Origin of the sequence: Lysobacter sp. Root494 (genome assembly GCF_001427225.1) — a bacterium.
In the GTDB taxonomy this organism is placed as follows: domain Bacteria; phylum Pseudomonadota; class Gammaproteobacteria; order Xanthomonadales; family Xanthomonadaceae; genus Agrilutibacter.
The window spans coordinates 628,098-653,401 of record NZ_LMFH01000001.1; the positions used below are offsets into that span (position 1 = coordinate 628,098).

Below are 25,304 nucleotides of genomic sequence, written 5' to 3' on the forward strand. Positions count from 1 at the left end.
CACGGCCCCTTTGGAGATCGGATAAAAAAGAAGCCGCGAGCTTAACCGCCCGCGGCTTCGTTCCGGTGTGCTCCATGCCAAAACAGGCGTGAGAGTTTTTGGCGGCAGCCGCGAGCGAGGCTCACGGCTGCCGATGCAGCCTTCAGCGCTTGAGCGAATCGCGGATCTCGCGCAGGAGCAGCACTTCTTCCGCGGTGGCAGGCGCGTCGGCCGGCTTGCGCATGCGGTTGTAAGCCTTCAGGAACACGAAGATGACCAGCGCGATGAGCAGGAAGTCGATGATCGTCTGGAAGAACATGCCGTACTTGATCGCGACTTCGGCGGCAACTTCCTTCCCGGCCGCGTCCAGCTGCGCAGGAGTGATCACGTGCTTCCAGTCGGAAACGCTCACGCCGCCGGTAAGCATGCTGATGATCGGCATCACGATGCCATCCACCAGTGCGGCGACGATCTTGCCGAACGCCGCGCCGATCACGACACCGACGGCGAGGTCGACCACGTTGCCGCGGGCGACAAACTCTTTGAATTCCGCAATGAGACCCATCTTTTCCTCCGGGAGTGGAATCGGCAAGGAATGCCGGGTCCGACTATACCGGGCAGCTTCCCGCCGGAACGATGGGTGAAATCCCCATGCCGGCGCGGCTACCTCGCAGGCAGGATGCTGCCGCGCAGCACGATGGCGTCGTCGAGCGTGGCCTCGAATGCATCTCCCGGCTGCAAGGGCCCGACGCCGGCGGGCGTGCCCATGAAGACCAGGTCGCCCGCGCGCAGGTCGTAAAGTTCCGACAGCTCCTGGAGGATGTCGGCGATGTTCCAGATCAGGTCGCTGAGCGGGCCCTGCTGGCGCACGGTGCCGTTGACTCGCAGCGTCAGCGTGCGTGCGTAGACATCGCCGATTTCGCCCGCGGGAACAATCGCGCTGATCGGCGCGGCGTGCTCGAACGATTTGCCGGTATCCCACGGCAGGCTTTTGGCTTTCGCCGCCGCCTGGAGATCGCGGCGCGTGAGGTCGAGGCCGACCGCATAGCCATACACGAGCGACATCGCTTCGTCCGCGGAGAAGCTGCCGCGTGGCGCATCGCGACCCAGTGCGACCACGAGCTCGACCTCATGGTGCAGGTCGCGGGTACCGCGCGGGTACCTCACTGCCCCATCGATGACGATCGAGTCGGATGGCTTGAGGAAGAACGTCGGCACGCCGCGTTCGGCACGCGAGGCCGGAGCCGCGGCTCCCATCTCGCGCGCGTGGTCGGCGAAGTTGCGGCCGACGCAGTAGATGCGGTGAACGGGGAAGCTGCTCCCGGCGGGTACGCCGGTGCCCTGCACCGGAACGCGGGGTTGCGGCGGTGCGGCGACGACGTCTTGCATGGGTCAACGCGGCAGCGTGACGGAATCGACGACGCGGAACTCGCCATCGAGCACGCGCGAATCGCGCGCGCTGCCATTCGCGAGCGGCTTGCCGCGCTGCTTCCACAGCTTGAACAGCAGGCCAGTCGCGATCATCGCCGCACCCACGAACAGTCCGAACATCACCAGCACTGCCAGCACGGCTACGCCGACGAGACCGAGCACCACGCGCAGCACGCGATGGCGTGGCTTGCGTGGGGCCGAGAAGGTGTTGCGCATGCGCGCATTGAACTGGTCGAAACGGAAGGCGTGGGCAAACATGGCTACATCCCCTTGTGGTTGCCGAAGGACGCGCCTCCGTGGCGTCTTGCGGAACCGGTGCATTGCGGCTCGCGGTGGCGATTTTCAATCGCCCGGGTTGCGGTGACACAATCCGGTCACGACGACCGGGCGCGCAGTATCGAACGCGACTCCCGGCCGAGTGTGAGAACTCCGTTAAACAACGAGACCGTGGACACATCCAGCCAAATCCGGCGCACTGCGCTGATCGCACTTGACAGCATTGCCGATGGTGGTTTCGCCGAAACCGAAGCCGCGATCGACGGCGATGCCGAATCGGTGATCCTGTACAGGCAAGGGCACGAAGTGCGGGCGTGGCTGAACATCTGCCCGCATGCCGGACGCCGCCTCGATTGGGCGCCGGGGCAGTTCCTCAAGAGCCGGGAAGGCCTGCTGGTGTGCGCCGCGCACGGAGCGAGCTTCGAACTCGCGCAAGGCGAATGCGTTGGCGGTCCCTGCCGGGGAGAGGCATTGCGCGCAGTGGCGGTGGAAGTTCGCGACGGACAGGTGTGGCTCGCGTCGGCGTAAAGCGGTCCCGATCAGAACAACAGTTCGACCATCACGACGATCACGCCTGTGTACAACAGCGAAAGCGGCGCGCCAATGCGCCACAGGTCCTTGCCGGTGTAGCCCGCAGGGCCACTGATCATCGAGATCACCGGGTTCGAGGCAGTCATGAAGTTGTTGGACGCCGAAAGCGCGACGATCAGCGCGAACGCGCTCGGGTTGCCTTCAGCCGCAAGTGCGAGATTGATCGCCAAAGGCACCACCACGATCGTGGCTCCGACATGGCTGATCACCAGCGAGAACGCGGTCGTCAGTACGCCCACCAGCAGTTCCAGTACCCACACCGGCGTGCCGCCTGGCAGCTGTTCCAGCGAATGCCCCGCGACCCACGCCGCCGCACCGCTGGAATCCATCGCCCAGCCCAGCGGAATCAGGCACGCCATCAGGAAGACGGTGCGCCAGTTGATCGCCGCATACGCTTCTTCGATATGCAGCACGCCGGCGATCAGCATTCCGGCCACGCCGGTCATCAACGCGATCGAAACGGGAAGCCGCGAGGACAGGGCCAACAGCATCGACACCGCGAAGATGACGAGCGCGATCTTGAGCTTGTGCGGGCGCTGCTCGCCTTTCGGGTAGTCAGTGACGACGACCAGGTCCTTGCTCTCCGCGGCTTCGGCGAGGTCGGTCCAGATGCTATGCAGCACCAGCATGTCGCCGGCGCGCAGGGTGACGTTGCGCAGGTCTTCGCGCAGCACCTGCTTGTCGCGGTTCACCGCGAGCAGGCTCAGGCCGAGGTTCTTCCGCAATCCGAGATCGCCGGCGTTCTTGCCGAGGAACTTCGAAGTCGGCGGCACCACCGCTTCGGAGATGCCTGCGCGGCTCGGATTGAAGAGGTCGGCGAAGTTGCGCAGGCGCGTGCTCATGCGCAGGAAGTTGTTCTGCGCGAAGTCGCTCACCGCCTGCTTGTCGCCCATCGCGCCGAGCACGCTGCCGACCCAGATGCGCGCATCGGCGGGCGGCGCCAGGCGCGAGTCGTCGCCTGTCTTCAATGCGAGCAGCAGGGGCGCGCCGTGCAGTGCCTCGGCTTCGCCGACCGACATGCCCACGAGTGGACTGTCGGCGCTCACGATCAGCTCGTAAACGTCGCCTTCGATGCCATAGGTCTTGGCGAAATAACTCTGCGTTCGCGCGGGCGTGACCCCGCCGCCGGCTTCTTCCTTCTCGCGCAGGCGCTTGTCGCCGAAGAAGTGGAAGTAGGCGAGTGATGTCGCGAGCAGTGCGAGGCCGATCGGCAGCGGCGTGAACATCTTCAGCGGCTCGATCGTGGCCGCGCCGGAGGGTAGGTTCGCGTTGGCGGCGACCAGCAGGTCGTTGAGTAGCATCAGCGGCGAGTTGCCGACCATCGTCAGCGCGCCGCCCATCACGATTGCCGCGGCGATCGGCAACAGCAGGCGCGGCAGCGACAGGCCCGTGCGCGAGGAAAGGCGCGAGGCGACGGGCATGTACAGCGCCATCACCGACGGGTTCTGCATGAAGGACGAATTCAGGCCGGCAATCGCAGTGGTGAGCAGCAACAGTCGCTGCTCGATGCCGTTCGCGCGCCTGAGCAGCCAGCCCGCGAGACGATTGAGTGCGCCGGTGCGATCGAGACCCGCGCCGAGGATCATCGTCGCGACGATGCTGATGACGGCGTTACCGGAGAAGCCGTTGAACAGGAGTTCCGGCTCGACCAGGCCCGAGAGCCCGAGCAGCACGAGCACGACCAGCGCGACCACATCCGCGCGGATCCGCTCGAACAGGAACATCACCATCGTGAACACCACGAGCCCGAGAACGAGCTTCATGTCCGTGGTGAGCGGGAGGGCGGTATCCATCGATGTGCGGCTGCTCTGTTCGGTAGAGCGGAGCTTGCTCCGCTGCTTTCAACATGGATCCCGAAAAGCGAAGCGGAGCAAGCTCCGCCCTACAAGGCGGTGCCTTGCGCCCTAGGGCTTGTCGTACAACAAATCCCACACTCCATGGCCGAGTTTCTGGCCGCGGGTCTCGAAATGCGTCTGCGGCCGCCACTCCGGTCGCGGCACCGTCCCACGCTCCCCGGCGCGATTGACGATGCCCGGCGTGGCGTCGAGCACATCCCACATCTGCTCGGCATAGTCGTGCCAATCGGTGGCGAGGTGCAAGCGCCCGCCGCTCGCGAGTTTGCCCACGATCAGCTTTGCGAATTCCGGTTGCACGAGGCGGCGCTTGTTGTGCCGCTTCTTGTGCCAGGGATCGGGGAAATAGATGCGGACTTCGTCCAGCGATCCGTCGGCGATTTCGTTGCTCAGCACTTCCACCGCATCGTGGTGGTACAGGCGGACGTGACCGCTGTTGTCGTGCGCAAGCGCATTGAGCAGGCGGCCCACGCCGGGCGCGTGCACTTCGATGCCGATGTAGTCGCGTTCGCGATCGTGCTGCGCGGCAAAGCGCAGCGCCTCGCCATTGCCGAAGCCGATCTCGGCGACACGCTTCGCCTTGCGGCCGAACACGGCTTCGAAGTCGCGCAGCCGGCCGGTGTATTCGAGGCCGAAGCGCGGCCACAGCTCATCGAACGCGCGCTGTTGCGCCGGCGTGAAGCGGCCCTGGCGCAGGACAAAGCTGCGGACCTTGCGATGGCCTTCTTCGATGGTGAAGGGCTTGGGCGGCGCTTTCTTGGAATCCTGCTCCGCCATTACCCGATGAGCCCGTCCACCGGTGATGAAGCACTCGCATAACGCTTCCGCGGAATACGCCCGGCCTTGAACGCGGCACGCCCCGCTTCGACCGCAAGCTTCATTGCGTGCGCCATGAGCACCGGATCCTTCGCGCCGGCGATCGCGGTATTCATCAGCACGCCGTCGCACCCGAGCTCCATCGCGATCGACGCGTCCGAAGCCGTGCCGACGCCTGCGTCGACGATGATCGGCACTTTCGCGTTTTCGATGATCTCGATCAGGTTGTAGCGGTTCTGCACGCCGAGGCCCGAGCCGATCGGTGCGGCCAGCGGCATCACCGCGACGCAGCCGATTTCCTCCAGGCGCCTGCACAGGATCGGATCGTCGCTGGTGTAGACCATCACGTCGAAGCCGTCCTTCACCAGTGTTTCGGCGGCGGCGAGCGTCTGCACCACGTCGGGGTACAGCGTCTTCTGGTCGCCGAGCACTTCGAGCTTCACGAGCTTGTGGCCATCGAGCAGTTCGCGCGCGAGACGGCATGTGCGCACTGCGTCATCGGCGGTGTAGCAACCGGCGGTGTTGGGCAAGATGGTGTAGCGATCCGGAGGCAGCACGTCGAGCAGGTTGGGTTCGCCCGGGTTCTGGCCGATGTTCGTTCGACGGATGGCGACGGTGACGATCCGCGCGCCCGCGGCATCGGTCGCGCGGCGAGTTTCGTCGAGATCCTTGAATTTCCCGGTGCCGGTGAGCAGCCGGGAAGCGTATGTCCTGCCCGCGATGACCAGCGGGTCGGCGGGCGGCGTGAAGAAGGCGGGGAGCGTCATGCGGCAATTTTAGCAGTGGCATGCGGCTGTCCGGTTCCATCCCGGAGGCGGATGGCGTCGCGCCATCACCCATTTGGGGGAGGCGAGAAAACGCATTCGGCTGACCGCTCCGGCCGCCACGATGCGTTGATTCGTGCAGCAGGAAGGATCCGGCCCGGCACCAGAGCGTCCCCTGCGCTTCTCCCGGCGAAGTTTTTTCCTGCTGCGCGCGGTCAGCACCGTGCGGTACGTCAAGAGCACACCCGGCGCGAGCCGGGGCCGCAAAGCCCACGGATCCAGGCGACTCCCTCCGCCTGGATGGCCGGGTTCCAGTACCGCCGGTGTTTACCGCGCGTGATATGTGGCCGGCCGATCCCGCCGCGAGCTATGGCGCTATTCGCGTGGCTACGAGGGAATCCGGATCCTCTCGTATGACGATCCACCTTTACCCGTCTGGTCAGTCGGGTGATTGCCAGGCCGATCCGATCGCCAGCGGCGACCATGTGGCTACTGCCTGCGCACCGACGAGCCCTCCACCTGCGCTCAGGCGACGGCTACGACGTCCAGTTCATGTGGATCTTCCAGTCGCCCTGCGTGCAGGTGCAGCCGGAGACGTCGCGCAGCTTGCTGACATTGACTGACGACACTTCGTCCTGGCGTCACGCATTGCTCGAGAGATTTGCTGCACTCCCAAGGGGTTCCTTTTTCCCGTCACTTCCACCTTTGCGGGAAGCAGGGCAGCCATGCCAACTCGATAACGTCGAAGTCCTTCAACCGCCGCCCAGCGCATGCACGATTTCGACGCGGTCGCCTGGCTGCAATGGGTGCTCGCCATGATGGCTGCGCGGAATGATTTCGCCGTTGACTTCGACGGCGACACGGCGATCGCCCAGCCCTTCGCCGTGAAGCAGCTCAAGCACGGTCAGGGAATGTGTCAGCGAGCGCGGCTCGCCATTCAGAACGATATCCATGCGCCCATTGTCCTAGCAGCGGCACGTCGGAGCCAGTCACGAGGTGTCCGTTGCCGCACTGCCGCTTGTGCGGCGCGTCATGGCATGGTTCGATGCGGCGCCATGCGTAGGCGTATTGCGCCGACGCGGGGCCAACCATAAGAAATCTTATTTTTTCGGGGAGAGAACAATGAAGAAGCCTGTCCGCCGTCTGCTTGCTGCCGCCTTGGCGTTGGCTGCGGCGCCTGCCTTTGCGGGAACCTTTTCCAGCACCGTCTTTTTTGGCGACAGCCTCACGGACTCCGGCTTCTACCGGCCATTTCTGGTCCAGAACGCCGGGCCGGGCGCGGCGCTTGTGGGCCGCTTCACGACCAACCCGGGACTGGTGTGGTCAGAGTACCTTGCGGGCTACTACGGGACCGATGCGTCGCCCGCCTGGGGGCTCACCAACACAGGCATCGTCGCCGACGACGGGAGCAACTATGCAGCCGGTGGCGCGACGATCGTTCCTGGCCCGGGATTTCCTCCCACACCACCCACGCAGTTCGCGCCGTCGCTGACCGCGCAGGTCGGCGCATACCTCAGCCGCAATGGCGGACAGGCCGACCCCGATGCGCTGTACACGCTATGGGGCGGCGCAAACGACCTGTTCTTCACTCTCAACGGGGCGACGACGCCGCAGCAGTTCCTTGCGTCGGCGCAGGCGCAGGTTGGTCTTGTCGGCACCCTGACCAATGCGGGCGCGCGATACATCCTGGTCCCCACCATGCCGGACGTCGGCCTGACTCCTTTCGGCCTGTCGCAGGGCGCCGCAGGTTCTGCCGGCATCACTGCACTGGTGAATGGCTACAACCAGACGTTGTTCGGCGGTCTTGCCCAGCAGGGGCTGCGAGTGATTCCGCTCGATACCTACACCCTGCTGCACGAGATCAGCGCAAATCCATCCGTGTACGGCTTCAACAGCGCGACGATTCCCGCGTGCGCCGGCACTTCGCTGACTTGCGTGAGCACAGGTAGCGGACGTGCCTTCGCCGATGGCGTGCATCCGAGCACCGAGGCGCACGCCATCCTGGCGGACTACGCGGTCTCCGTGATCGAGGCCCCGCGCCAGATCGCGTTGCTGCCGAATTCGGCCTCGATGGTCGGCCGCTCGCGGGCTGAACGCATCGGCGCACACGCCGGTGCTCCGGAAGCCGACGGCATGAAGTGGTGGAGCGACGTGCGCGGCGACTTCCAGCGTTATGGCGACGGCAACGTGTACGACGGTGCTGGTCCCTCGCTGACCTTCGGCGTCGACTGGAGCAGTGGCAACCTCGTCTATGGCGCATTCGCCGGTTACGGCCGCCAGGCGCAGGACTTCGGCCGCAACGGTGGCAGCTTCGACCAGACCGATCTCGGCCTGGGCGGCTTCATCGGCTGGTATGGCGACAACGGCGCATGGGTGAATGGCCAGGTGAGCTGGAACCAGCTCGACTTCGACATCGACCGCCAGGTCGTCCTCGGCCCGACCATGCGCAAGCACAGCGGTTCGACCGACGGCGAGAACCTGACTGCCGCCATCGGCGCGGGCTGGGAATTCGGCGAAGGTGCGCTGCGCCATGGCCCGGTGCTGAGCGTGATCGCGCAGCGCATCGACATCGACGGCTTCGCCGAAGACCAGCCGGCGCTCGCAACGTCGCTGGCCTATCCGGACCAGAGCTTCGATTCGATGATCGGCAGCGTCGGCTGGCAGGCGAGCTACGCGATCAACGATCACCTGAAGCCGTATGCACGGCTCACCGTCGATCGTGAGTTCGAAGACCAGGCCGCGGAAGCCTGGGCGCAGCTGCAGTCGATGCCGGGTACCGATGCCTATGCCGTGCCGGGCGTGAAGTTCGACCAGGACTACAGCACGCTGACGTTCGGCGCGAAGACCAAGGTCTTCGGCCTCGACGCCAACATCGGCACCGCCCTGACCGTCGGCCAGAAGAACGCGAACCACGCGACGGTGTTCGCCACGGTCAGCGCCGGTTTCTGACCGCGGCAACGCGAAGGCAGGACGGCAAAGGGCCCTGCGGGGCCCTTTGCTTGAGGCGTGTCCTGCGTTGCCAACACTCCGAACCGCGGCATAGACTGCGCGGGTCACGCGGGTGTAGTTCAATGGTAGAACTGCAGCTTCCCAAGCTGCTAGCGTGGGTTCGATTCCCATCACCCGCTCCATATCGGAACGCTGGCGAAACAGGTTTCCTTCGATCGTTCCGCAGCGGCTTCACAGCAACACAAACGTAACGGCAGCCGCGTCACAGTGGCTGCCGTTTTTCCTTTCAAGGTGACGACGTGGCGCGACTGGGTTCACCTGGACCGGCTTCGCGAGAGCGGGCTTCACGAGAGTTGGTCGTGTTGGGCTGGCGCGAGTGGGCCGGCCTGCCGTGCCTTGGGTTGCCTGCCGTGCGCTGCAAGATCGACAGCGGTGCGCGCAGTTCGGCGCTGCACGTGGATCGCTGCTGGCGATTCAGCGAACGCGGCGCGCCGTGGGTCGGCTTCAGCCTCAGCAATGACGGACATGGCGAAGCGACGTTGCAAGCAGTAGCGCCGATTTTCGACGAGCGCGAAGTCATCGATTCGGGCGGTCATCGGACCCGCCGCATCTTCCTGCGCACGACACTGGCGCTTGCCGGCGTGGAACGCGAAATTGAAATCAACCTGACCGATCGTCGGGGCATGCTGTTTCCCATGCTGCTGGGACGCACCGCGATGGCGGGGTGGTTCACGGTGGATCCGTCACGCTCCTTCCTGCATGGCCGGCGGCCGCTGGCGGTGCCGGTTTTTCCGGAAACACTCGGCGAACTCCGCCTCGCAGCTCCGCACCGGTGACCCACCGGCCCCAGGGCTCCTGTTCACTCTCCCTCCGAATTCCTTCCCATGAAACTCGCGATCCTCTCGCGCAACAGCAAGCTCTATTCAACCCGCCGCCTGGTGGAAGCCGCGCGCGAACGTGGCCACAGCGTGCGCGTGCTCGATCCGCTGCGCTGCTACATGCGCATCGCCAGCGACGGCTTCGCCATGCGCTACAAGGGCAGGCCGATCGCGGGCTATGACGCGGTGATCCCGCGCGTGGGCGCGTCGATCACGCGTTACGGTTCGGCAGTACTACGGCAGTTCGAGCTGATGGGCTGCTACACACCCAATCCATCCGACGCGATCCTCAAGGCGCGCGACAAGCTGCGCTGCCACCAGCTGCTCGCCGCGCAGGGGATCGGCCTGCCGGCGACGGTGTTCGGCGATAACCCGGACGACACGCAGGACCTGCTCGCGATGCTCGGCCCGCCGCCGCATGTGATCAAGCTCAACGAAGGCACGCAGGGCGCCGGCGTCATGCTCACGGAGAAACCGTCCGCATCGCGCAGCGTGATCGAGGCGTTGCGCGGCCTCTATGCGAATTTCCTCGTGCAGGAATTCGTGGAAGAAGCCAAGGGCGCGGACCTGCGTTGCTTCGTCGTCGGCGATCGCGTGGTCGCGGCGATGAAGCGGCAGGCGCCGAAGGGCGACTTCCGCTCCAACCTGCACCGCGGCGGCAGCGCAAAAGGCATCCGTCCGAGCGCAACCGAACAGGACGTCGCGATTCGCGCAGCACACGCATTGGGATTGGGTGTGGCAGGTGTCGATCTGATTCGTTCGAAGCGCGGTCCACTCGTGCTCGAGGTGAATGCATCGCCTGGATTGGAGGGCATCGAAGCGGCCAGCGAGGTGGACGTGGCAGGCGCCGTGATCGACTTCGTCGGAGGCCGGTTCAGGCCCCGGGCGAGCCGCCCAATCGGGGCCTCACGAACTCTTAACGAAAAAACTGCGACCGAAAATTACTTTTGATAATCAGAAGCTTATTTGTTAAATGCTGCTTCTGGACAGGCCTCGGTCACTCGAAATAACGAATTTTTACATGGCCCTTTTAACGGACTTTTAGTCCCGGCAGGCGTAGCCTGAGCACACCGGAATCCCGCTGCTTCCTCGTCAATAGTCGGTCGCAGGATGACGGTAATCGGGGCAACACCCTTTTTGACCCGGATGCGGCGGCCCCGCATTCCGGGTCTTTCTTTGCCCGTCGGTTTTTCACGAATTCGCGTGTCCGAATCGCGCATTTCGCACATTCATCCGGGCGCCAAGCGACAGTCACGAGATCGTTTCGGCTGAATTTGTTAATTTCGCCCGATGCTCCGGTCGCTTAAGCGCTCCGGAACCCGGCAGCGGCCGCATGGTCGAAGCCCTACCCTCATACGGACGGTCCCATGCGCATCCTTGTCATCGAAGACAACCAGGACATTGCCGCCAATCTCGGCGACTTCCTCGAGGACCGCGGCCACACCGTGGATTTCGCGGCCGACGGCATCACCGGACTGCACCTCGCGGTGGTCCACGACTTCGACGCGATCGTGCTCGACCTGAACCTGCCGGGCCTCGATGGCCTCGAAGTCTGCCGCAAGCTGCGCAACGAAGCGCGCAAGCAGACGCCGGTGCTGGTGCTGACCGCGCGCGATTCGCTCGACAACAAGCTGGCCGGCTTCGACTCCGGCGCCGACGATTACCTGATCAAGCCGTTTGCCCTGCAGGAAGTCGAGGTCCGCCTGAATGCGCTCGCCCGGCGCGGCCGCGGCGTGCAGACCCGCGTGCTCAATACCGCCGACCTCGAATACAACCTCGACACGCTGGAAGTGCGCCGCCAGGGCAAGCTGCTGCAGCTCAACCCGACCGCGCTGAAGATCCTGCAGGCGCTGATGGAAGCCTCGCCAGCGGTGGTGACGCGCCAGGAACTCGAAACCCGCGTATGGGGTGAGGAACTGCCGGATTCGGATTCCCTGCGCGTGCATATCCACGGCCTGCGCGCCGTAGTCGACAAGCCGTTCGAAGTGCCGCTGATCCAGACGCGCCACGGCATCGGTTACCGCATCGCGCCGCCTGAAAACGGTTGAGGCGTGCCGCGACAACGACAGGGGCGGGGACGTGAGTGCTGAAATCGAACCGGTGGCGCCATCGGCATGTCGCGCGCGCGCTGCGCGACCAACCGGTAACTGACATGGCCAGTGATTCTGGCCCCGCTCCCGTCGCCAAGCCGAAGACGCGGTTTCGGCGGCAGCTGCGCAGCCGCATCATCCTGTCGTTCGTGCTGCTGGGTTTCGGGCTGACGGCGCTGTTCGCCTACGCGACCAACCTGACGCGTTCGCGCGTGGAGAACGCGCTGGTCGAAGACGTGATGAACCGCAACATCAGCGCGTTCGCCGAACAGTTCGCGCGGGATCCGAAGAATCCGCAATTCGCGGTCGACCAGATCCGCGCCTTCGTGTACACGCCGGACAAGTTCGAGTCGGTGCGCATCAATCGTCCTGAATGGTACGAATTGAAGGACGGCATCCACGGCATCACGGGCACGGACGAACAGGGGCGCCCGCTCAGTTACAAACTTGCCGTGCGCAAGACGCCCAACGCATGGTTCTTCCTCGCCTACGACATGAGCCAGACCATGCGCGGCGAGGAGCAGTTCAATCGCGCGATCTATCTGGCCGTGGTGGTGTTCACGCTGCTGTCGCTCGTGGTTGGCTGGTGGGCGGCGTCCCGCGTGATGAGCCCGGTGATCGAACTCGCCAACCTGCTGCAGCAGTCCGGAGGCAGCACCGCGCCGGAATCGCTGGCCGCCCATTTCCCCACGGACGAAGTGGGCCAGCTTGCCGAAGCGCTCGACGATTACGCCGAACGGCTGACCCATGTAGTCCAGCGCGATCGCGAATTCAATGCCGACGTCAGCCACGAATTGCGCACGCCACTGGCCGTGATCCGGGGCGCCGTCGAGCTGTTGCTGTCTCGTCCCGATGTCGACGAGAAGACGCGCGCCCGCCTGCAGCGCATCCAGCGCGCGGAACAGCAATGCACCGATCTGATCAGCGCGCTGCTGCTGCTGTCGCGCAACGAGCGTGGCCATGGCGCAACCGATGTGGCGAAGGTGGCCGAACAACTGCTCGATGCCCACCGCGCGCAGCTGGGCGGCAAGCCGCTGGAACTCCTGCTGGAAGGCGAGCGTGGTCTCGTCGTCGACGCGCCCGAAGCCGCGGTGTCGGTCGCGCTCGGCAACCTGATCGGCAACGCGGTGAAATACACGACGCAGGGCGACGTCATCGTGCGCATGCATCCGAAGGCGGTGGAAGTGATCGACTCGGGACCGGGCCTCAGCGCCGAGGACGCCGCGCGCCTGTTCGAACGCGGCTATCGGGGTACGCACGCCGGTCATTCGCAGGGTGGCGGCATCGGCCTGTCGATCGTGCGCCGCTTGTGCGAGCTCTACGGCTGGGATGTGCGCGTGTTGCCTGGCCCCGAAAAAGGGGTGGTTGCAATCCTGACGTTCGGCCGCGACGACACGTCGCTTCTCTAGATCGCACCTGCGGATACAAAAGAGCCGGGTCGCCCGGCTCTTTCTATTCATGCGCGAAGGCGGAAATTACAGCGGTTCCAGCCAGCCGTACTTGTCCGCGGTATTGCCGTCGAACAGGCCGAAGAACAACTCCTGGATGCGACGCGTCACGGCGCCCGGCTTGCCGGTGCCGACCTGGCGGCCGTCGACCGAACGGATCGGCGTGATTTCCGCCGCGGTGCCGCACATGAACAGCTCGTCGCACAGATACAGGTATTCGCGCGGCAGGTCGCGTTCGATCACTTCGATGCCGTTGTCGCGGGCGAGCGTGATGATCGTGTTGCGGGTCAGGCCGTTGAGCAGTGCGGCGCTCACGGGCGAGGTGTGCAGCGCGCCGTCGAAGACGAGGAACAGGTTTTCGCCCGCGCCTTCGCTGAGCAGCCCGGTCGATGCCAGCGCGATGCCTTCGCCGAAACCGAGCCGCCGTGCCTCGCGTGCGACCAGCTGGCCCGACAGGTAATTGCCGCCGGCCTTCGCGCCTGCGGGGAGCGTGTTCGGCGCGAAGCGCTGCCAGCTCGACACGCAGGCGTCGATGCCTTGTTCGACGACGCTGGCGCCGAGGTACTGGCCCATCTTCCACGTCGCGACCGCGACTTCGACCGGTGTGTCGGCCGAGAGGCCGAAACCACCCAGCCCGCGATACGCGACCGGGCGCAGGTAATCGGTGCTGTTCTCGTTCGCCTTGAGGGCTTCGCGGCAGGCCGCGTTGATCTGCTCCAGCGAATAAGGAATCGCCATGTCGTAGATCTTGGCCGACGCGAACAGACGCTTGTTGTGGTCGGTGAGGCGGAAGATCACCGGACCGTTGGGCGTCTGGTAGCTGCGGATACCTTCGAACACCGACGAGCCGTAATGCACGACATGCGCCATCACGTGGGTGGTGGCTTCGGCCCAGCGCTTGATCGCGCCGTTGTGCCAGATCCATTCGGGGTATTGCATGGCCATGCGAGGTCTCGACGGGGTGCGGGGCCAGCTAGTTTAGCGTTCCGCTGCTGCAGCCGCTTTTCGGCCGGCACATGAAAAACGCCGCGCGGTTGCCCGCGCGGCGTCGAGGCGTTCATCGCGACGCGATCAGCGGAAGCCGGCCACCGTGGCCTTGGTTTCCACCAGCACGCGCTGGTTGTGGCTCTTGTCGTAGGTGCCCATTGGTACGCCGCCGTAGGTGACGGACGGATTCGACCAGTAGTTGATGCGCGGGCAGCCGGCGCCGGTGCAGTTGTAGGCCATCACCGTGCGCCAGGCATTGCTGGGTTCGCGGTAGCCGTGGCCGTACGGATACGGATTGGTCGTGGAGTCCGTTGCGGGATCATGACGCGCCGACTGCAGGTGCCCGATTTCGTGGGCGAAGCTGTAGTAACCGGCGATGCAGTCCCAATAAGCCGTCGCGAACGCGGTCGCGGCGGTGGAACCAATGCCCGAAGCAAGCCCGCAGGCCGATGCATCGTTCGCCACGAGCATGCCCACGTCAGCCGTGCTGCTGTCGCGAACGGCGTGGATGCCATCCATGTAGCCGTCGCTGGTGCCACGGAAACGCGAGAGGTCGGTACTCATGCCGGCCGTGGCATACGTCGTGGTCGAGTAGTTCGCCAGCACCATGTTGATGCCGATGTTGGAGTTGACGTAGCCCTGGTTGGACTCGGCCACCGCCAGTTCGACCAGCGCCTGCATGTCGCCGCCGTAAGCGGCGATCGCATCGTTGGTGGCGACCACCATCACGCGGATCGTCTGGGTCGGGCCTGGATCGACCGGCGTGCCGCCGCCACCGCAACCGGTACGGCAGGGCTTGCCCTGGGCGGTGACCTTCCTGTCGCGCACCGCGGCTTCGAAGATCGCGCGGTACGCGTCTTCGGGGTGGTCGGCGGGCATGCCATTCTCGTCGACCTGGACCACCGCGGTCGCGCCGCTGGGCAGGGGACGGATGCGATAGAGCTGGCCGTCGACACGCACGCTGCCGGTGATCTGGTTGCCATGGCGCACCAGCACGACATCGTTGAGCGGGTCGGCGGAAGTCTCGCGCGGCGCGTAACCCGCGTTTCTCGCGTGCTGCACGCGGCCGTACCACACGTCGCTGCCCGTGGCGGTGCGCTCGGCTCGTGAACGGTTCACCGTGAGCTGGCGTCCGCCGACGGACAGTTCGATCTGCGCGCCGTCGCTCGCGCTCGCGTCGACGTTGACGATACTGACGTCGCGCGTGCTGGGATTGCCGAGCAGGCGTTCGAGCACGCGATCATTGCGTGCATCGGCGTTGGCGTTGCCGGACACGAACAGCGGTTTGCCAGCCGCGGTAGCGGAGCCCGCGAGCAGCAGGCCGGCAGCACCGGCCGCGAAAACAAGCGATCGAACCATTGGTAGTTCCCTCTTCGAGTTGGCTGCGGCCCATGCAGTGGACGCGACGCGTCCGCAAGCAGCTTAGGGGAGGGTGGCGTCGATGCAACGCGGCAACGCAGCAGTACGGTAATGCCGCACCACGCTCAGAAGCGGATCCACCAGCATCCGAAGTAGTGCGTAAGTCCGAACACGGTGCGCGCAGGCGTGGCGCCATTTGCCAGCGTCTGCTCCACCCGCAATGCCACGGGGTTACGCCGGATGGCGGTCTGCGGATACAGCTCCGGATCGACCGGCGGATCCACGCGCGCCGTTTCGCTCGCGTCGTTGCGGGTGCTTCCTGCATCGGGCGTTGGCTCCGGCGAAGGCCGGCTCGCCGGTGTCACCGGCACGATATCGACCAATGGGCGGTTTGCGATGGCATCCAGCCGCGTCCAGATCCGGTAGCCCGATTCCGCCGATGTTCCGGGCCAGTGATAGACGGCGGCAAGGCGGTTCGCGTCCCGGCCGTCGATCGCGCTGGTCATCTCGAAGACGAGATCCTGCAGCGTGCGTGCGCAGCCACCGGCGCGACGCAGCGCCGCGCCGTATGGGGCCTCGGCGCGCGGCAGGCGTTCGACTGCATCCACTTCGGCGCATTTGCGATCGGTGAATATCGTCTGGCCGCTCGCGGTCACGCAGCGACGCACATCCGCCTGCGCTGCCGGCGGCCACAGTGTCATCAATGCGCAGGCGAGGGCGAAAAGCAGATGCGGGGCGAAAAGCATGCGGCAGCCTAGCCCTGCCGCATGGAACGGAAAAGTGCAGCCCGGCCCAGATCGCGATGCCGTGCCAGCTCCCGTCACGAGGCGATGAAGTAGCACCCGGAATAGCGCCGTACCTCGAAGTCGATGATCCGCCCGCCATCGGCGAACACCAGCTGCATGAGTCCGGCGTCTGTCGGAATCCGCGTCGCCGCCACTTCGCCCGAGCCGATCCATGCCGAAAGGAAGCGCGCGTCTGCCAGTGGTTGCGCGGACAGGCGTTCGAGCTGCTTCATCACCGGCAATGCCTGGCGCTGGCTCATGCCGGCCCAGTGATAACTCTCGGCGACGCGATTCACGTCGTGCAGCGCGAAGGCGCCGACCAGATCGCGCGACAGCTGTTGTGGTGAACGCGCGCAGCCTGCCGACAGGGAACGTCGTCCGGGCAACGTTGCGCGCAGCGGTTCCGACGCGTCGCGGTAAGCGCCGAACGACACGGGTTGTGAAGCGATGTCGCCGCGCCGGGTTTCCGCTTCCGCCATGGCCAGCCGGATGCCGAGATCGTCCGACAATCGCGAAGGCCGGGCGCGGAACGCGCCGCAGGGTTTGTCCGTATAGATGGCGTTGCCATCGGGTGCTTCGCAGCGCTGGATGACCGAGGCGCTTGCCGCGCGAGCTGCATGCTGCGGGATCGCGGGCGCTGCCGCGAACACGAACAACGCAATCGGGAGCGCCGGGAACTTCACGCTGGGCCATTGATGCCGAACACGCATCGATGGTCGATTTCCGAACATCAACGGCGCGTCACAAGCCCCGCAGTCAGGCTGAACCCTGGCTGTTGTTGCAACTGCGATTCAGCGATGTCGAACTGCAGTGATCGACCGGCGGCAATCAGCCCAGGCGCGACAGCACACCCAGCGTCGGCTTCGAAAGATTGAGCGTGTAGAAGTGCAGGCCGGGCGCGCCGCCATCGATAAGCCGCTGGCATAAACCGGCAACGAAATCGGAAGCGAATTCGCGCACGCTGTCGACGTCGTCGCCGAACGCCTGCATCCGCTTTCCGATCCAGCGCGGGATCTCGGCCCCGCACGCTTCGGAGAAGCGGCGCAGCTGGGTGAAGTTGGAGATCGGCATGATGCCCGGCACGATCGGAATATCCATGCCGAGGCTGCGCACATCGTCGACGAAACGGAAATACGCGTCGGCGTTGTAGAAGTACTGGGTGATTGCGCCGTTCGCGCCGGCGTCGACCTTGCGCCTGAAATGGCGCAGGTCGGCGAGCGCATCGTCTGCCTGCGGGTGGCACTCGGGATACGCCGCGACTTCGATGTGGAAGAAGCCGTCGTATTCGGTGCGAATGAATTCGACGAGATCCGACGCATAACGGAAGTCGCCCGACTGGCCCATGCCCGAGGGAAGGTCGCCGCGCAGCGCGACGATGCGGCGACAGCCCATCGCCTTGTAGCGCAGCAGCAGTTCGCCCAACTCCGCGCGCGTGCCGCCGACGCAGGACAGATGCGGCGCGGCCTCCAGGCCGTGGTGCGCTTGCAGGCGCTCGATCGTCTCGGGCGTGTACGACAAGGTCGAACCGCCCGCGCCGAACGTGCACGAGACGTACTGCGGCTTGCGTGATTTGAGTTTCGCCGCGGTCTTGTCCAGCTGCGCGCGCTGTTCGTCGGTCTTGGGCGGATAGAACTCGAAGCTGATCGCGGGCAGGGGCATACGGCGGTCCGGGACGATTTCGGGAAACTATATCGCTTCATCGCGATGGAGTGAATCGAAAATTTGCCGGGCTGCGGGCCTGCCGCTCGTCCCGGCTCGCAGCCGCCGGCCGCGCTCGGGAGCCACTCGTCATTTATTCCCGGCGATCTCGCTACCTGGCCGCGAACCTGTCGGCACACCAACGCAAGGAGCCCGCCATGCAATCGTTCGTCCAGTCCAAGTTCCGCCGCGCCTTCCGCATCTTCGCCGCCAGCTTTGCGCTGTCCTTCGCCGCCTGGAATGTGGCGCATGCCGCCACACCGGAGTCGTTCCAGGGCTTGAAGATCGAAGTCGTCGGCAAGGGCCGTCCGGTCCTGATGATTCCCGGCCTCAACAGTGCGGGCGAAACCTGGGGCGAAACCTGTGCCGCGCTCCAGGCGGACCATGTGCAATGCCACATCGTCACATTGCCCGGCTTTGCCGGCCTGGCCCCTGTCGCGGATGCCAGCAAGGACGCGTGGCTCGCCGACATGCGCGACCGCCTGCTGGCGTATGTGGAGTCGCGCAAGCTCAGGCATCCGGTGGTGATGGGTCACAGCCTGGGCGGCTTCCTCGCCCTGCAGATGGCGATCAGGCAACCCGCCGCGTTCGAACGCCTGGTGATCGTGGATTCGCTTGCCTTCCTGGGTGCCGTGCAGAATCCCGCCGCCACCGCCGAATCGGTGAAGCCGATGGCCGAAGCGATGCGCTCGCGCATGCGAGCGCAGGACGATGCGAGCTATCGCGCCGGCGTGTCGGCCACGTTGAAGGGGTTGGTGCACGATCCGGCCCGCGTCGAGTTGTTGACGGCATGGGGCAACGCAAGCGATCGGGCGATCACGTCCGAGGCGATGTACGAAATGATGACCATCGACCTGCGCGACCAGCTCGATCGCGTCCGGGTGCCGACGCTGGTGCTCGGTGCATGGGCTGCCTATGCGCCGTACGGTTCCACGAAGGAGTCGACCGCCGCGATCTACCGGGCGCAGTACGCCAGGCTCGCCGGAGTGCGCATCGAGATGAGCGAAGGCGGCTACCATTTCCTGATGTGGGACGACCCGCAGTGGCTACAGTCGCAGGTACGCGGCTTCCTGGACGCCACGCCTGTTACCGCGAAGTAAGCCGTTTTCCCCTGCTTCGACCGGCGCCGCATGCCGGTCGAAGCTCCTGAATGGAAGCGCCAGGAACAATGCCCGCCATGACCCGTGACGACGTGCGCTTCGTGCTGTTGAACACCCTGTTCGGCGTCGCATACGCCGCGTTCAACCTGCTGTTCTTCTCGATCTTCATGCGCCTCAACGTGGTGGCGTGGGTGATTGCGGTCGGTCTCGGCATCGGCGTATGGCTGGGCAGCAGCGTGTTGCGGATCGCGGCGATGCGCGGGCGGTGGATCGAGCAGGGTGGCGCCCGTTTCGCACTGAAGCTCGCCATCGGCGTGCTCCTCGGCGCGACAGCCACGATGCTGCTGGTGAATGTCATGGCACGCGCGGCGCTGTCGCTGGGTTGGGTGGCCTCCGGTGAGTTGGGACGCAGCAGCCTGGGCCAGCTGTTCGGTTACTGGACGAACATTGCCGTGGTGCTCGGCATGTGGACGGCGCTGTGGGCCGGCTGGCAGGCATTGCGCCGTTACCGGCAGGGCGAGATGGCGCGATTGCGCGCCGAGTCGCAGCGCAGCGCGCTCGAACTCGATGCGTTGCGCGCCCGTCTCAATCCGCACTTCGTCTTCAACGCGCTCAACAACGTGCGTGCGCTGATCAACGAGGAACCGGCGCGTGCGCGGGAAGTCGTCACGCAGCTGTCGAACATACTTCGCCACGCACTGGAACACAGCCAGCGCGAATCCGCGTCGCTCGGCGAGGAGCTGGCCGTCGTGGACGACTATCTGGCCGTGGAAAGCGTGCATTACGAGGAGCGGCTGCGCGTGCACCGCGATATCGCCCGCGATGCGCTGGATGCGCAACTGCCGCCGATGCTGTTGCAGTTGCTGGTGGAAAACGCGATCAAGCACGGCATCGCGCGCACTCCGGGAGGCGGCGAACTCTCGGTGTCGGCGTGGCGGCAGGACGGCAAGCTCGCCGTCGAAGTGAGCAATCCCGGACGCATGGACGGAAACGAAGGCGGGCACGGCGTCGGCCTGGCTTACCTACGCGCACGGCTTGCCCGCGAGCCCGGCCATCACTTCGAACTGCGGCAGAACGGCCCGCGCGTGCTGGCGCACCTGGAGATCTCGCAATGATGCGCGTGCTGATCGTCGACGACACCCGCCTGGCGCGACAGGAGCTGCGCACTCTGCTCGCCGTGCTTCCCGGCGTGGAGTGCATCGGCGAAGCCGACGACGTGCCCGCCGCGCAGCAGGCGATAGCGAAGCTGCGGCCGGATTTGGTGTTGCTCGACATCCAGATGCCATCGGGAACGGGTTTCGATGTGCTCGACGGACTCGACAGCGCGCCAATGGTCGTCTTCACCACCGCTTACGATCACTACGCCGTGCGCGCGTTCGAGGCGAACGCGCTCGACTACCTGGTGAAGCCGGTGGTGCCGGAACGACTGGCCGCGGCCATCGCTCGTGCGCGGGAGCGCCAGGTGGCAATCGCTGTGGAAGCACCGCGTGAAATGCTGGGGCCGGAAGACCAGGTATTCCTGCGCGATGGCGAACGCTGCTGGTTCGTGGCGCTGCACGAGATCAGCCGGGTAGTGGTGGACGGCAACTACGCGCGGGTCTGGTTCCGCGAGGAGAAGGCGATGCTGGCACGCAGCCTGAGCGCACTGGAAGCGCGCCTGGATCCGGCGATGTTCTTCCGCGCCAACCGCAACACGCTGGTGAACCTGCGGATGGTGAAGAACATCGATCTTGCCGTCGGAGACGGCTACGACCTCACCTTGAAGGATGGCAGCGTGATCGAAGTGTCGCGGCGGCAGGCGCGGGAATTGCGCGAGCGATTGGCGCTGTAGGTCCGCGAGGCTTCAACGTTGAAGCCGGTCCCCCATCGTTTTCAGCAATCGGCCCGGATCGGCGGGTGTCGCGGCTTAACTCGTTCTGCAAGTACCGCGCGAAGGGCCCGCGGCAGCGATACGCGTCATCTATCCAGGTCTTCATGCGGGTAAACGAATCAAGCTGGCATACGGACACCCTTGACCTCGCTCCAACCGGAAAGGCATGGTGCGTCAGGGGGAATACACGTGAACACAGTGAATCGCATCGCGAGCGCGGCTGCGCCGCGGTTGTTGCAGGAACTGGGCGAGACCCGGCAACGCCTGCGACTGGGCGGACCGTTCTATGTCCTGCTCTGGATCCTTGCAGGTACCGCGAGCGGAATCTGGGACCGCGCACGCTGGCCATTCGTGTTGGTGGGTGTGGGATTCATCCTGCTCACCGTCGCCCGCTTCCGGGTGCGCGACCCGGTTGATTCGAGCGATTCCGCGGTGCGAGCGCGGCTCGACTACATCTGGTTGCTGCTGCTGGTCAACGCGGCACTCTGGGGCTGCGCGATCGCATGGCTGCTGTGGGTAACCCCGAACGAGAGTGCACGCACCGTGGCGGCGATCAGTTCGTATGCATTCGCCACCGCCTTCGCGCACAACTTTCCGATGCGCCTGCGCCATGCCTTTCTTGCCGTCGGACTGATCTTCGTGCCGACCCTGGGTGCGTTCATCGTCAGCGGGGCCCGCTTTGAACTCATCGCGGTCGGGTGCCTTTACCTGCTGTACGTGTCGCTCGCCTTGCGGCGTAGCCACGGCGAATACCGGCAACGCCTCGACCTGGAGGACGAGTTGCGCGAGCAGCGCGACCTGTTCGAGCAGCAGAGCCGGCGCGACGGATTGACCGGGCTGGCCAATCGCCGGCGCTTCTCGGCCACGCTCGACGAATGGATATCGGAGGCGCGTGCGAGCGGAAGGCCGCTCGCACTGCTGATCCTCGACCTGGACCATTTCAAGGCCGTCAACGACCGCCATGGCCACGCGGTTGGCGACGCCTGCCTACGTGCCTTCGCCGGCCAGTTGGAGCAGGCCTTCGGATCGCCGGATGAGCTGGTGGCGCGCCTGGGAGGCGAGGAGTTTGGAGTGCTCCTGCGCGGGTGCACCATCGACGCCGCCGTAGCGCGCGCGGAGGCGTTCCGGACCAGGCTGGCTGCCACGCCGCTGGGATTGGACGACGTGGGTGCGCTGACCTTGGGCGTGAGCATCGGCGTGGCCGCCTACGACCCGGCGCGATTCGCCGATGGCGATGCCTTCTATCACGCGTCGGACGTGGCGCTGTACCGCGCCAAGGCGGGCGGACGCAATACGGTGCGGATGGCGGAGACCGCTTGAACTGTCGCAAACGAAACGGGCGCCCCAGGGCGCCCGTTTCGGTTCCGATGGGCGGAATATCAGTACCGGTAATGATCCGGCTTGTACGGACCTTCGACCGGAACGCCGAGGTAGTCGGCCTGTTCCTGCGTCAGCTTCGTCAGCTTCACGCCGATCTTCTCGAGGTGCAGGCGCGCGACTTCCTCGTCGAGCTTCTTCGGCAGGATGTACACGCCGACTTCGTAGTTGTCCTTGTTCGCCCACAGGTCCATCTGCGCGAGGGTCTGGTTGGAGAACGAGTTCGACATCACGAAGCTCGGGTGGCCCGTGGCACAGCCCAGGTTCACCAGGCGGCCTTCGGCCAGCAGGAAGATCGCGCGGCCGTCCTTGAAGGTGTACTTGTCGACCTGCGGCTTGATGTTGGTGTGCACCGCGCCCGACGCGTACAGCCTGTCGACCTGGATCTCGTTGTCGAAGTGGCCGATGTTGCAGACGATGGCCTGGTCCTTCATCTGCTGCATGTGCTCGAGCGTGATCACGTCCTTGTTGCCGGTCGTGGTGACGTAGATGTCGCCGCGGCCGAGCGTGCTCTCGATCGTGTTGACCTCGAAGCCTTCCATCGCGGCCTGCAGGGCGTTGATCGGATCGATCTCGGTGACGACCACGCGCGCGCCGTAGGCACGCAGCGAGTGCGCCGAACCCTTGCCGACGTCGCCGTAACCGCAGACGACCGCGACCTTGCCGGCCAGCATCACGTCCATCGCGCGCTTGAGGCCATCGGCCAGCGATTCGCGGCAGCCGTAGAGGTTGTCGAACTTCGACTTGGTGACCGAGTCGTTGACGTTGATCGCCGGCACCAGCAGCTTGCCTTCCTGCGCGAGCTGGTAGAGGCGGTGCACGCCGGTAGTAGTTTCTTCGGAGACGCCCTTCCAGTGCTTCACGACTTCGGCGAAATAACCAGGACGCTCGGCATGCACGCGCTTGAGCAGGTTCTTGATGACCTGTTCTTCGTGGTTCGACGACGGGGTGTTGACCCAGTCCGAACCGTTTTCGAGCTCGAAGCCCTTGTGGATCAGCAGGGTCACGTCACCGCCGTCGTCAACGACGAGTTCGGGACCCTTGTTACCCGGGAAGGTCAGCGCATCGAGCGTGCAATCCCAGTATTCCTCCAGCGACTCGCCCTTCCACGCGAACACCGGCGTGCCCGACTTCGCGATCGCCGCAGCGGCGTGGTCCTGCGTCGAGAAGATGTTGCACGAAGCCCAGCGCACGTCGGCACCGAGGTCCTTCAGCGTCTCGATCAGCACGGCGGTCTGGATGGTCATGTGCAGCGAACCGGTGACGCGCACGCCATTGAGCGGCCTGGCCGGCGCGTACTTCTTGCGGATCGACATCAGACCCGGCATTTCCTGCTCGGCGATCTCGATTTCCTTGCGGCCCCAGTCGGCCAGCGAGATGTCGGCAACCTTGTAGTCGCCTTCGGTGGAGAAGGTCTTCTGTACGGCGTTCATGTGTAGCTCCGTTGTTTGGAAGTCCATGCGTGGACTTGCATTAACGGGCGCCGTTGTTGCGTGGAACCTCGCCGAGCCTGGCCGCAGGTGACTTCATGCGGTCGCAGCGCCCCTCGGCGGGGCAGGGGCGGGATTCTACCGCGCCCGTGTTTCGCGGTTGTAATGATTGATGAGCCACGCAAGACAAACGGCCGCGTTGCGGCCGTTGTCAAAGACGCTGGATCCCCGCCTTCGCGGGGATGACGATCTGGCAAAGCCGCGCGCCCCTGGTGCGCGCGGGCCAGATCGTCACTTCTTCAGGCCGGCATCCCTGCGCAGCGCGTCGGCGCGATCGGTCTTTTCCCACGAGAAGGCCGTGGCCTTCTGCTTCTTGCCGGCGCCGTCGGTGTAGCTGACTTCCTTGGGTTTGCGGCCGAAGTGGCCATAGCTGGCGGTCGCCTGGTAGATCGGATGTTCCAGGTCCAGCATCTTGGTGATGCCGTACGGACGCAGGTCGAAGTGCTTGCGGATCAGCTTCTCGATCTTGTCGTCGCTGATATGGCCGGTGCCGAACGTGGTGACGGAAATCGATGTCGGATCGGCGACGCCGATCGCGTAGGAGACCTGCACTTCGCACTTGTCGGCCAGGCCGGCAGCGACGATGTTCTTCGCCACGTAACGCGCGGCGTAAGCGGCCGAACGGTCGACCTTCGACGGATCCTTGCCCGAGAACGCACCGCCGCCGTGACGGGCCATGCCGCCGTAGCTGTCGACGATGATCTTGCGGCCGGTCAGGCCGCAGTCGCCCACCGGGCCACCGATCACGAACTTGCCGGTCGGATTGATGTGCACCTTGTTCTTCGCCAGCGCGTCGAGCCATTTCTTCGGCAGCACCGGCACCAGGATTTCCGAACGCACGGCTTCGACCAGGTCCTTCTGCTTGATGTCCGGGTCGTGCTGCGTGGAGAGCACGACGGCATCAAGGCCGAGGATCTTGTTGCCGTCATAGCGCAGGGTGACCTGCGACTTCGCGTCCGGGCGCAACCACTTCAGCTTGCCGTTCTTGCGCACCTTGGCCTGCTGTTCGACCAGGCGGTGCGAGTAGTACAGCGGCGCCGGCATGAATTCCGGAGCCTCGTTGCAGGCGTAGCCGAACATCAGGCCCTGGTCGCCCGCGCCCTGTTCTTCCGGCTTCTTGCGGTCGACGCCCTGGTTGATGTCGGGCGACTGCTTGCCGAGCATGTTGATGATCGCGCAGGTGTGGCCGTCGAAGCCGACGTCGGAATTGTCGTAACCGATGTCGTTGATGACCTTGCGCGCCAGCGCTTCGATGTCGACCCACGCCGAGGTGGTGACTTCACCCGCGACGATCGCGGCGCCCGTCTTCACCATCGTTTCGCACGCCACGCGTGCGCGCTTGTCCTGCGCGAGGATCGCGTCGAGGACGGCGTCGGAGATCTGGTCGGCGATCTTGTCGGGATGGCCTTCGGAGACCGATTCGGACGTGAAGAGATAGCTGGTGGACATCGGGGCTCCTGGGGTCATATCCCTTCATGGGGATGAAAAGATGGCCGCGCATGATACAGGCTCAGGCGGGCCGATGCATGAGCCGCATTGTGCGCCGGTTTAGGGACGCCGGGC

The 25,304-nt window shown here is 65.1% G+C and carries 24 protein-coding genes, 1 tRNA gene and 2 riboswitches; of the genes, 11 read left to right on the top strand and 14 right to left on the bottom strand.

Features of this window, described 5'->3' with window-relative positions:
- Window positions 1-142: 142 nt before the first annotated feature.
- The 3 genes from mscL to ASD14_RS02635 form a co-directional block, all read right to left on the bottom strand.
- The gene (gene mscL, locus ASD14_RS02625) at window positions 143-544 is read right to left on the bottom strand and encodes a large-conductance mechanosensitive channel protein MscL (protein WP_056128408.1); all 402 of its coding nucleotides are present in this window, start codon (window positions 542-544) and stop codon (window positions 143-145) included.
- Between the two features lie 98 nt (window positions 545-642).
- Window positions 643-1,368, bottom strand: a complete 726-nt coding sequence (locus ASD14_RS02630; protein WP_056128411.1) for a fumarylacetoacetate hydrolase family protein — start codon at window positions 1,366-1,368, stop codon at window positions 643-645.
- Window positions 1,369-1,371: 3 nt separating this feature from the next.
- Window positions 1,372-1,668: a hypothetical protein gene (locus ASD14_RS02635; protein WP_056128414.1), complete on the bottom strand. Its 297-nt coding sequence runs from the start codon at window positions 1,666-1,668 to the stop codon at window positions 1,372-1,374.
- Between the two features lie 207 nt (window positions 1,669-1,875).
- On the opposite strand from ASD14_RS02635, the gene ASD14_RS02640 reads away from it, so the two are divergent.
- Complete coding sequence (locus ASD14_RS02640; protein ID WP_056128912.1) at window positions 1,876-2,214, top strand: Rieske 2Fe-2S domain-containing protein; 339 nt, start codon at window positions 1,876-1,878, stop codon at window positions 2,212-2,214.
- 11 nt (window positions 2,215-2,225) lie between these two features.
- Here ASD14_RS02640 and ASD14_RS02645 read toward each other — a convergent pair whose 3' ends face one another.
- From ASD14_RS02645 to thiS, 4 genes are all read right to left on the bottom strand, one after another.
- Complete coding sequence (locus tag ASD14_RS02645; protein WP_056128418.1) at window positions 2,226-4,070, bottom strand: SLC13 family permease; 1,845 nt, start codon at window positions 4,068-4,070, stop codon at window positions 2,226-2,228.
- A gap of 111 nt (window positions 4,071-4,181) precedes the next feature.
- Complete coding sequence (gene trmB, locus ASD14_RS02650) at window positions 4,182-4,907, bottom strand: tRNA (guanosine(46)-N7)-methyltransferase TrmB (protein ID WP_056128422.1); 726 nt, start codon at window positions 4,905-4,907, stop codon at window positions 4,182-4,184.
- Window positions 4,907-5,713 carry a thiazole synthase gene (locus ASD14_RS02655; protein ID WP_056128424.1) on the bottom strand — a complete coding sequence of 269 codons (807 nt, stop codon included), beginning with the start codon at window positions 5,711-5,713 and terminating at the stop codon, window positions 4,907-4,909. The genes trmB and ASD14_RS02655 overlap by 1 nt, the downstream gene beginning before the upstream one ends.
- Window positions 5,714-5,938: 225 nt before the next feature.
- A riboswitch (cyclic di-GMP riboswitch) is annotated at window positions 5,939-6,027 on the top strand.
- Between the two features lie 435 nt (window positions 6,028-6,462).
- Window positions 6,463-6,663 (bottom strand): sulfur carrier protein ThiS, encoded by a 201-nt coding sequence (thiS, locus tag ASD14_RS02660; RefSeq protein WP_056128427.1) that lies wholly within the window; start codon window positions 6,661-6,663, stop codon window positions 6,463-6,465.
- A 169-nt stretch (window positions 6,664-6,832) separates the two neighbouring features.
- Between thiS and ASD14_RS02665 the strand changes: the two genes are divergently transcribed.
- The 6 genes from ASD14_RS02665 to ASD14_RS02690 all read left to right on the top strand — a co-directional run bounded on the left by ASD14_RS02665 (window position 6,833) and on the right by ASD14_RS02690 (window position 13,036).
- A complete protein-coding gene (locus ASD14_RS02665) occupies window positions 6,833-8,659 on the top strand; it encodes an autotransporter domain-containing protein (protein WP_056128430.1) in 1,827 nt (608 codons plus the stop codon).
- 108 nt (window positions 8,660-8,767) lie between these two features.
- A tRNA-Gly gene (locus tag ASD14_RS02670) sits at window positions 8,768-8,841 on the top strand.
- Window positions 8,842-9,018: 177 nt separating this feature from the next.
- The gene (locus tag ASD14_RS02675) at window positions 9,019-9,495 is read left to right on the top strand and encodes a RimK/LysX family protein (RefSeq protein WP_235565285.1); all 477 of its coding nucleotides are present in this window, start codon (window positions 9,019-9,021) and stop codon (window positions 9,493-9,495) included.
- A gap of 48 nt (window positions 9,496-9,543) precedes the next feature.
- Window positions 9,544-10,488 carry a 30S ribosomal protein S6--L-glutamate ligase gene (rimK, locus tag ASD14_RS02680; protein WP_056128435.1) on the top strand — a complete coding sequence of 315 codons (945 nt, stop codon included), beginning with the start codon at window positions 9,544-9,546 and terminating at the stop codon, window positions 10,486-10,488.
- A 416-nt stretch (window positions 10,489-10,904) separates the two neighbouring features.
- Window positions 10,905-11,585: a response regulator transcription factor gene (locus tag ASD14_RS02685; protein ID WP_056128437.1), complete on the top strand. Its 681-nt coding sequence runs from the start codon at window positions 10,905-10,907 to the stop codon at window positions 11,583-11,585.
- 104 nt (window positions 11,586-11,689) lie between these two features.
- Window positions 11,690-13,036, top strand: coding sequence for a HAMP domain-containing sensor histidine kinase (locus tag ASD14_RS02690; RefSeq protein WP_056128439.1), 1,347 nt, complete (start codon window positions 11,690-11,692; stop codon window positions 13,034-13,036).
- A 66-nt stretch (window positions 13,037-13,102) separates the two neighbouring features.
- On the opposite strand, the gene ASD14_RS02695 is transcribed toward ASD14_RS02690, so the two are convergent.
- From ASD14_RS02695 to metF, 5 genes are all read right to left on the bottom strand, one after another.
- Window positions 13,103-14,020: a branched-chain amino acid transaminase gene (locus tag ASD14_RS02695; RefSeq protein WP_056128441.1), complete on the bottom strand. Its 918-nt coding sequence runs from the start codon at window positions 14,018-14,020 to the stop codon at window positions 13,103-13,105.
- Between the two features lie 126 nt (window positions 14,021-14,146).
- Window positions 14,147-15,421: a M12 family metallo-peptidase gene (locus ASD14_RS02700; RefSeq protein WP_056128443.1), complete on the bottom strand. Its 1,275-nt coding sequence runs from the start codon at window positions 15,419-15,421 to the stop codon at window positions 14,147-14,149.
- A gap of 125 nt (window positions 15,422-15,546) precedes the next feature.
- The gene (locus ASD14_RS16200) at window positions 15,547-16,122 is read right to left on the bottom strand and encodes a DUF4124 domain-containing protein (protein WP_235565286.1); all 576 of its coding nucleotides are present in this window, start codon (window positions 16,120-16,122) and stop codon (window positions 15,547-15,549) included.
- Between the two features lie 119 nt (window positions 16,123-16,241).
- Complete coding sequence (locus ASD14_RS16205; protein ID WP_162247665.1) at window positions 16,242-16,916, bottom strand: hypothetical protein; 675 nt, start codon at window positions 16,914-16,916, stop codon at window positions 16,242-16,244.
- 118 nt (window positions 16,917-17,034) lie between these two features.
- Window positions 17,035-17,859 (bottom strand): methylenetetrahydrofolate reductase [NAD(P)H], encoded by an 825-nt coding sequence (gene metF / locus ASD14_RS02715; protein ID WP_056128916.1) that lies wholly within the window; start codon window positions 17,857-17,859, stop codon window positions 17,035-17,037.
- Window positions 17,860-18,062: 203 nt separating this feature from the next.
- On the opposite strand from metF, the gene ASD14_RS02720 reads away from it, so the two are divergent.
- From ASD14_RS02720 to ASD14_RS02735, 4 genes are all read left to right on the top strand, one after another.
- Window positions 18,063-19,004: an alpha/beta hydrolase gene (locus ASD14_RS02720; protein WP_056128452.1), complete on the top strand. Its 942-nt coding sequence runs from the start codon at window positions 18,063-18,065 to the stop codon at window positions 19,002-19,004.
- A gap of 77 nt (window positions 19,005-19,081) precedes the next feature.
- Window positions 19,082-20,119: a histidine kinase gene (locus ASD14_RS02725; RefSeq protein WP_235565287.1), complete on the top strand. Its 1,038-nt coding sequence runs from the start codon at window positions 19,082-19,084 to the stop codon at window positions 20,117-20,119.
- A complete protein-coding gene (locus ASD14_RS02730) occupies window positions 20,116-20,835 on the top strand; it encodes a LytTR family DNA-binding domain-containing protein (RefSeq protein WP_056128454.1) in 720 nt (239 codons plus the stop codon). The genes ASD14_RS02725 and ASD14_RS02730 overlap by 4 nt, the downstream gene beginning before the upstream one ends.
- Window positions 20,836-21,063: 228 nt before the next feature.
- A complete protein-coding gene (locus ASD14_RS02735) occupies window positions 21,064-22,194 on the top strand; it encodes a GGDEF domain-containing protein (protein WP_157474977.1) in 1,131 nt (376 codons plus the stop codon).
- 59 nt (window positions 22,195-22,253) lie between these two features.
- On the opposite strand, the gene ahcY is transcribed toward ASD14_RS02735, so the two are convergent.
- Window positions 22,254-23,684, bottom strand: a complete 1,431-nt coding sequence (gene ahcY / locus ASD14_RS02740; RefSeq protein ID WP_056128460.1) for an adenosylhomocysteinase — start codon at window positions 23,682-23,684, stop codon at window positions 22,254-22,256.
- Between the two features lie 38 nt (window positions 23,685-23,722).
- A riboswitch (S-adenosyl-L-homocysteine riboswitch) is annotated at window positions 23,723-23,805 on the bottom strand.
- Between the two features lie 167 nt (window positions 23,806-23,972).
- Entirely contained in the window at window positions 23,973-25,190 is a 1,218-nt protein-coding gene (gene metK, locus ASD14_RS02745; protein ID WP_056128463.1) for a methionine adenosyltransferase, read from the bottom strand.
- Between the last annotated feature and the right edge of the window lie 114 nt (window positions 25,191-25,304).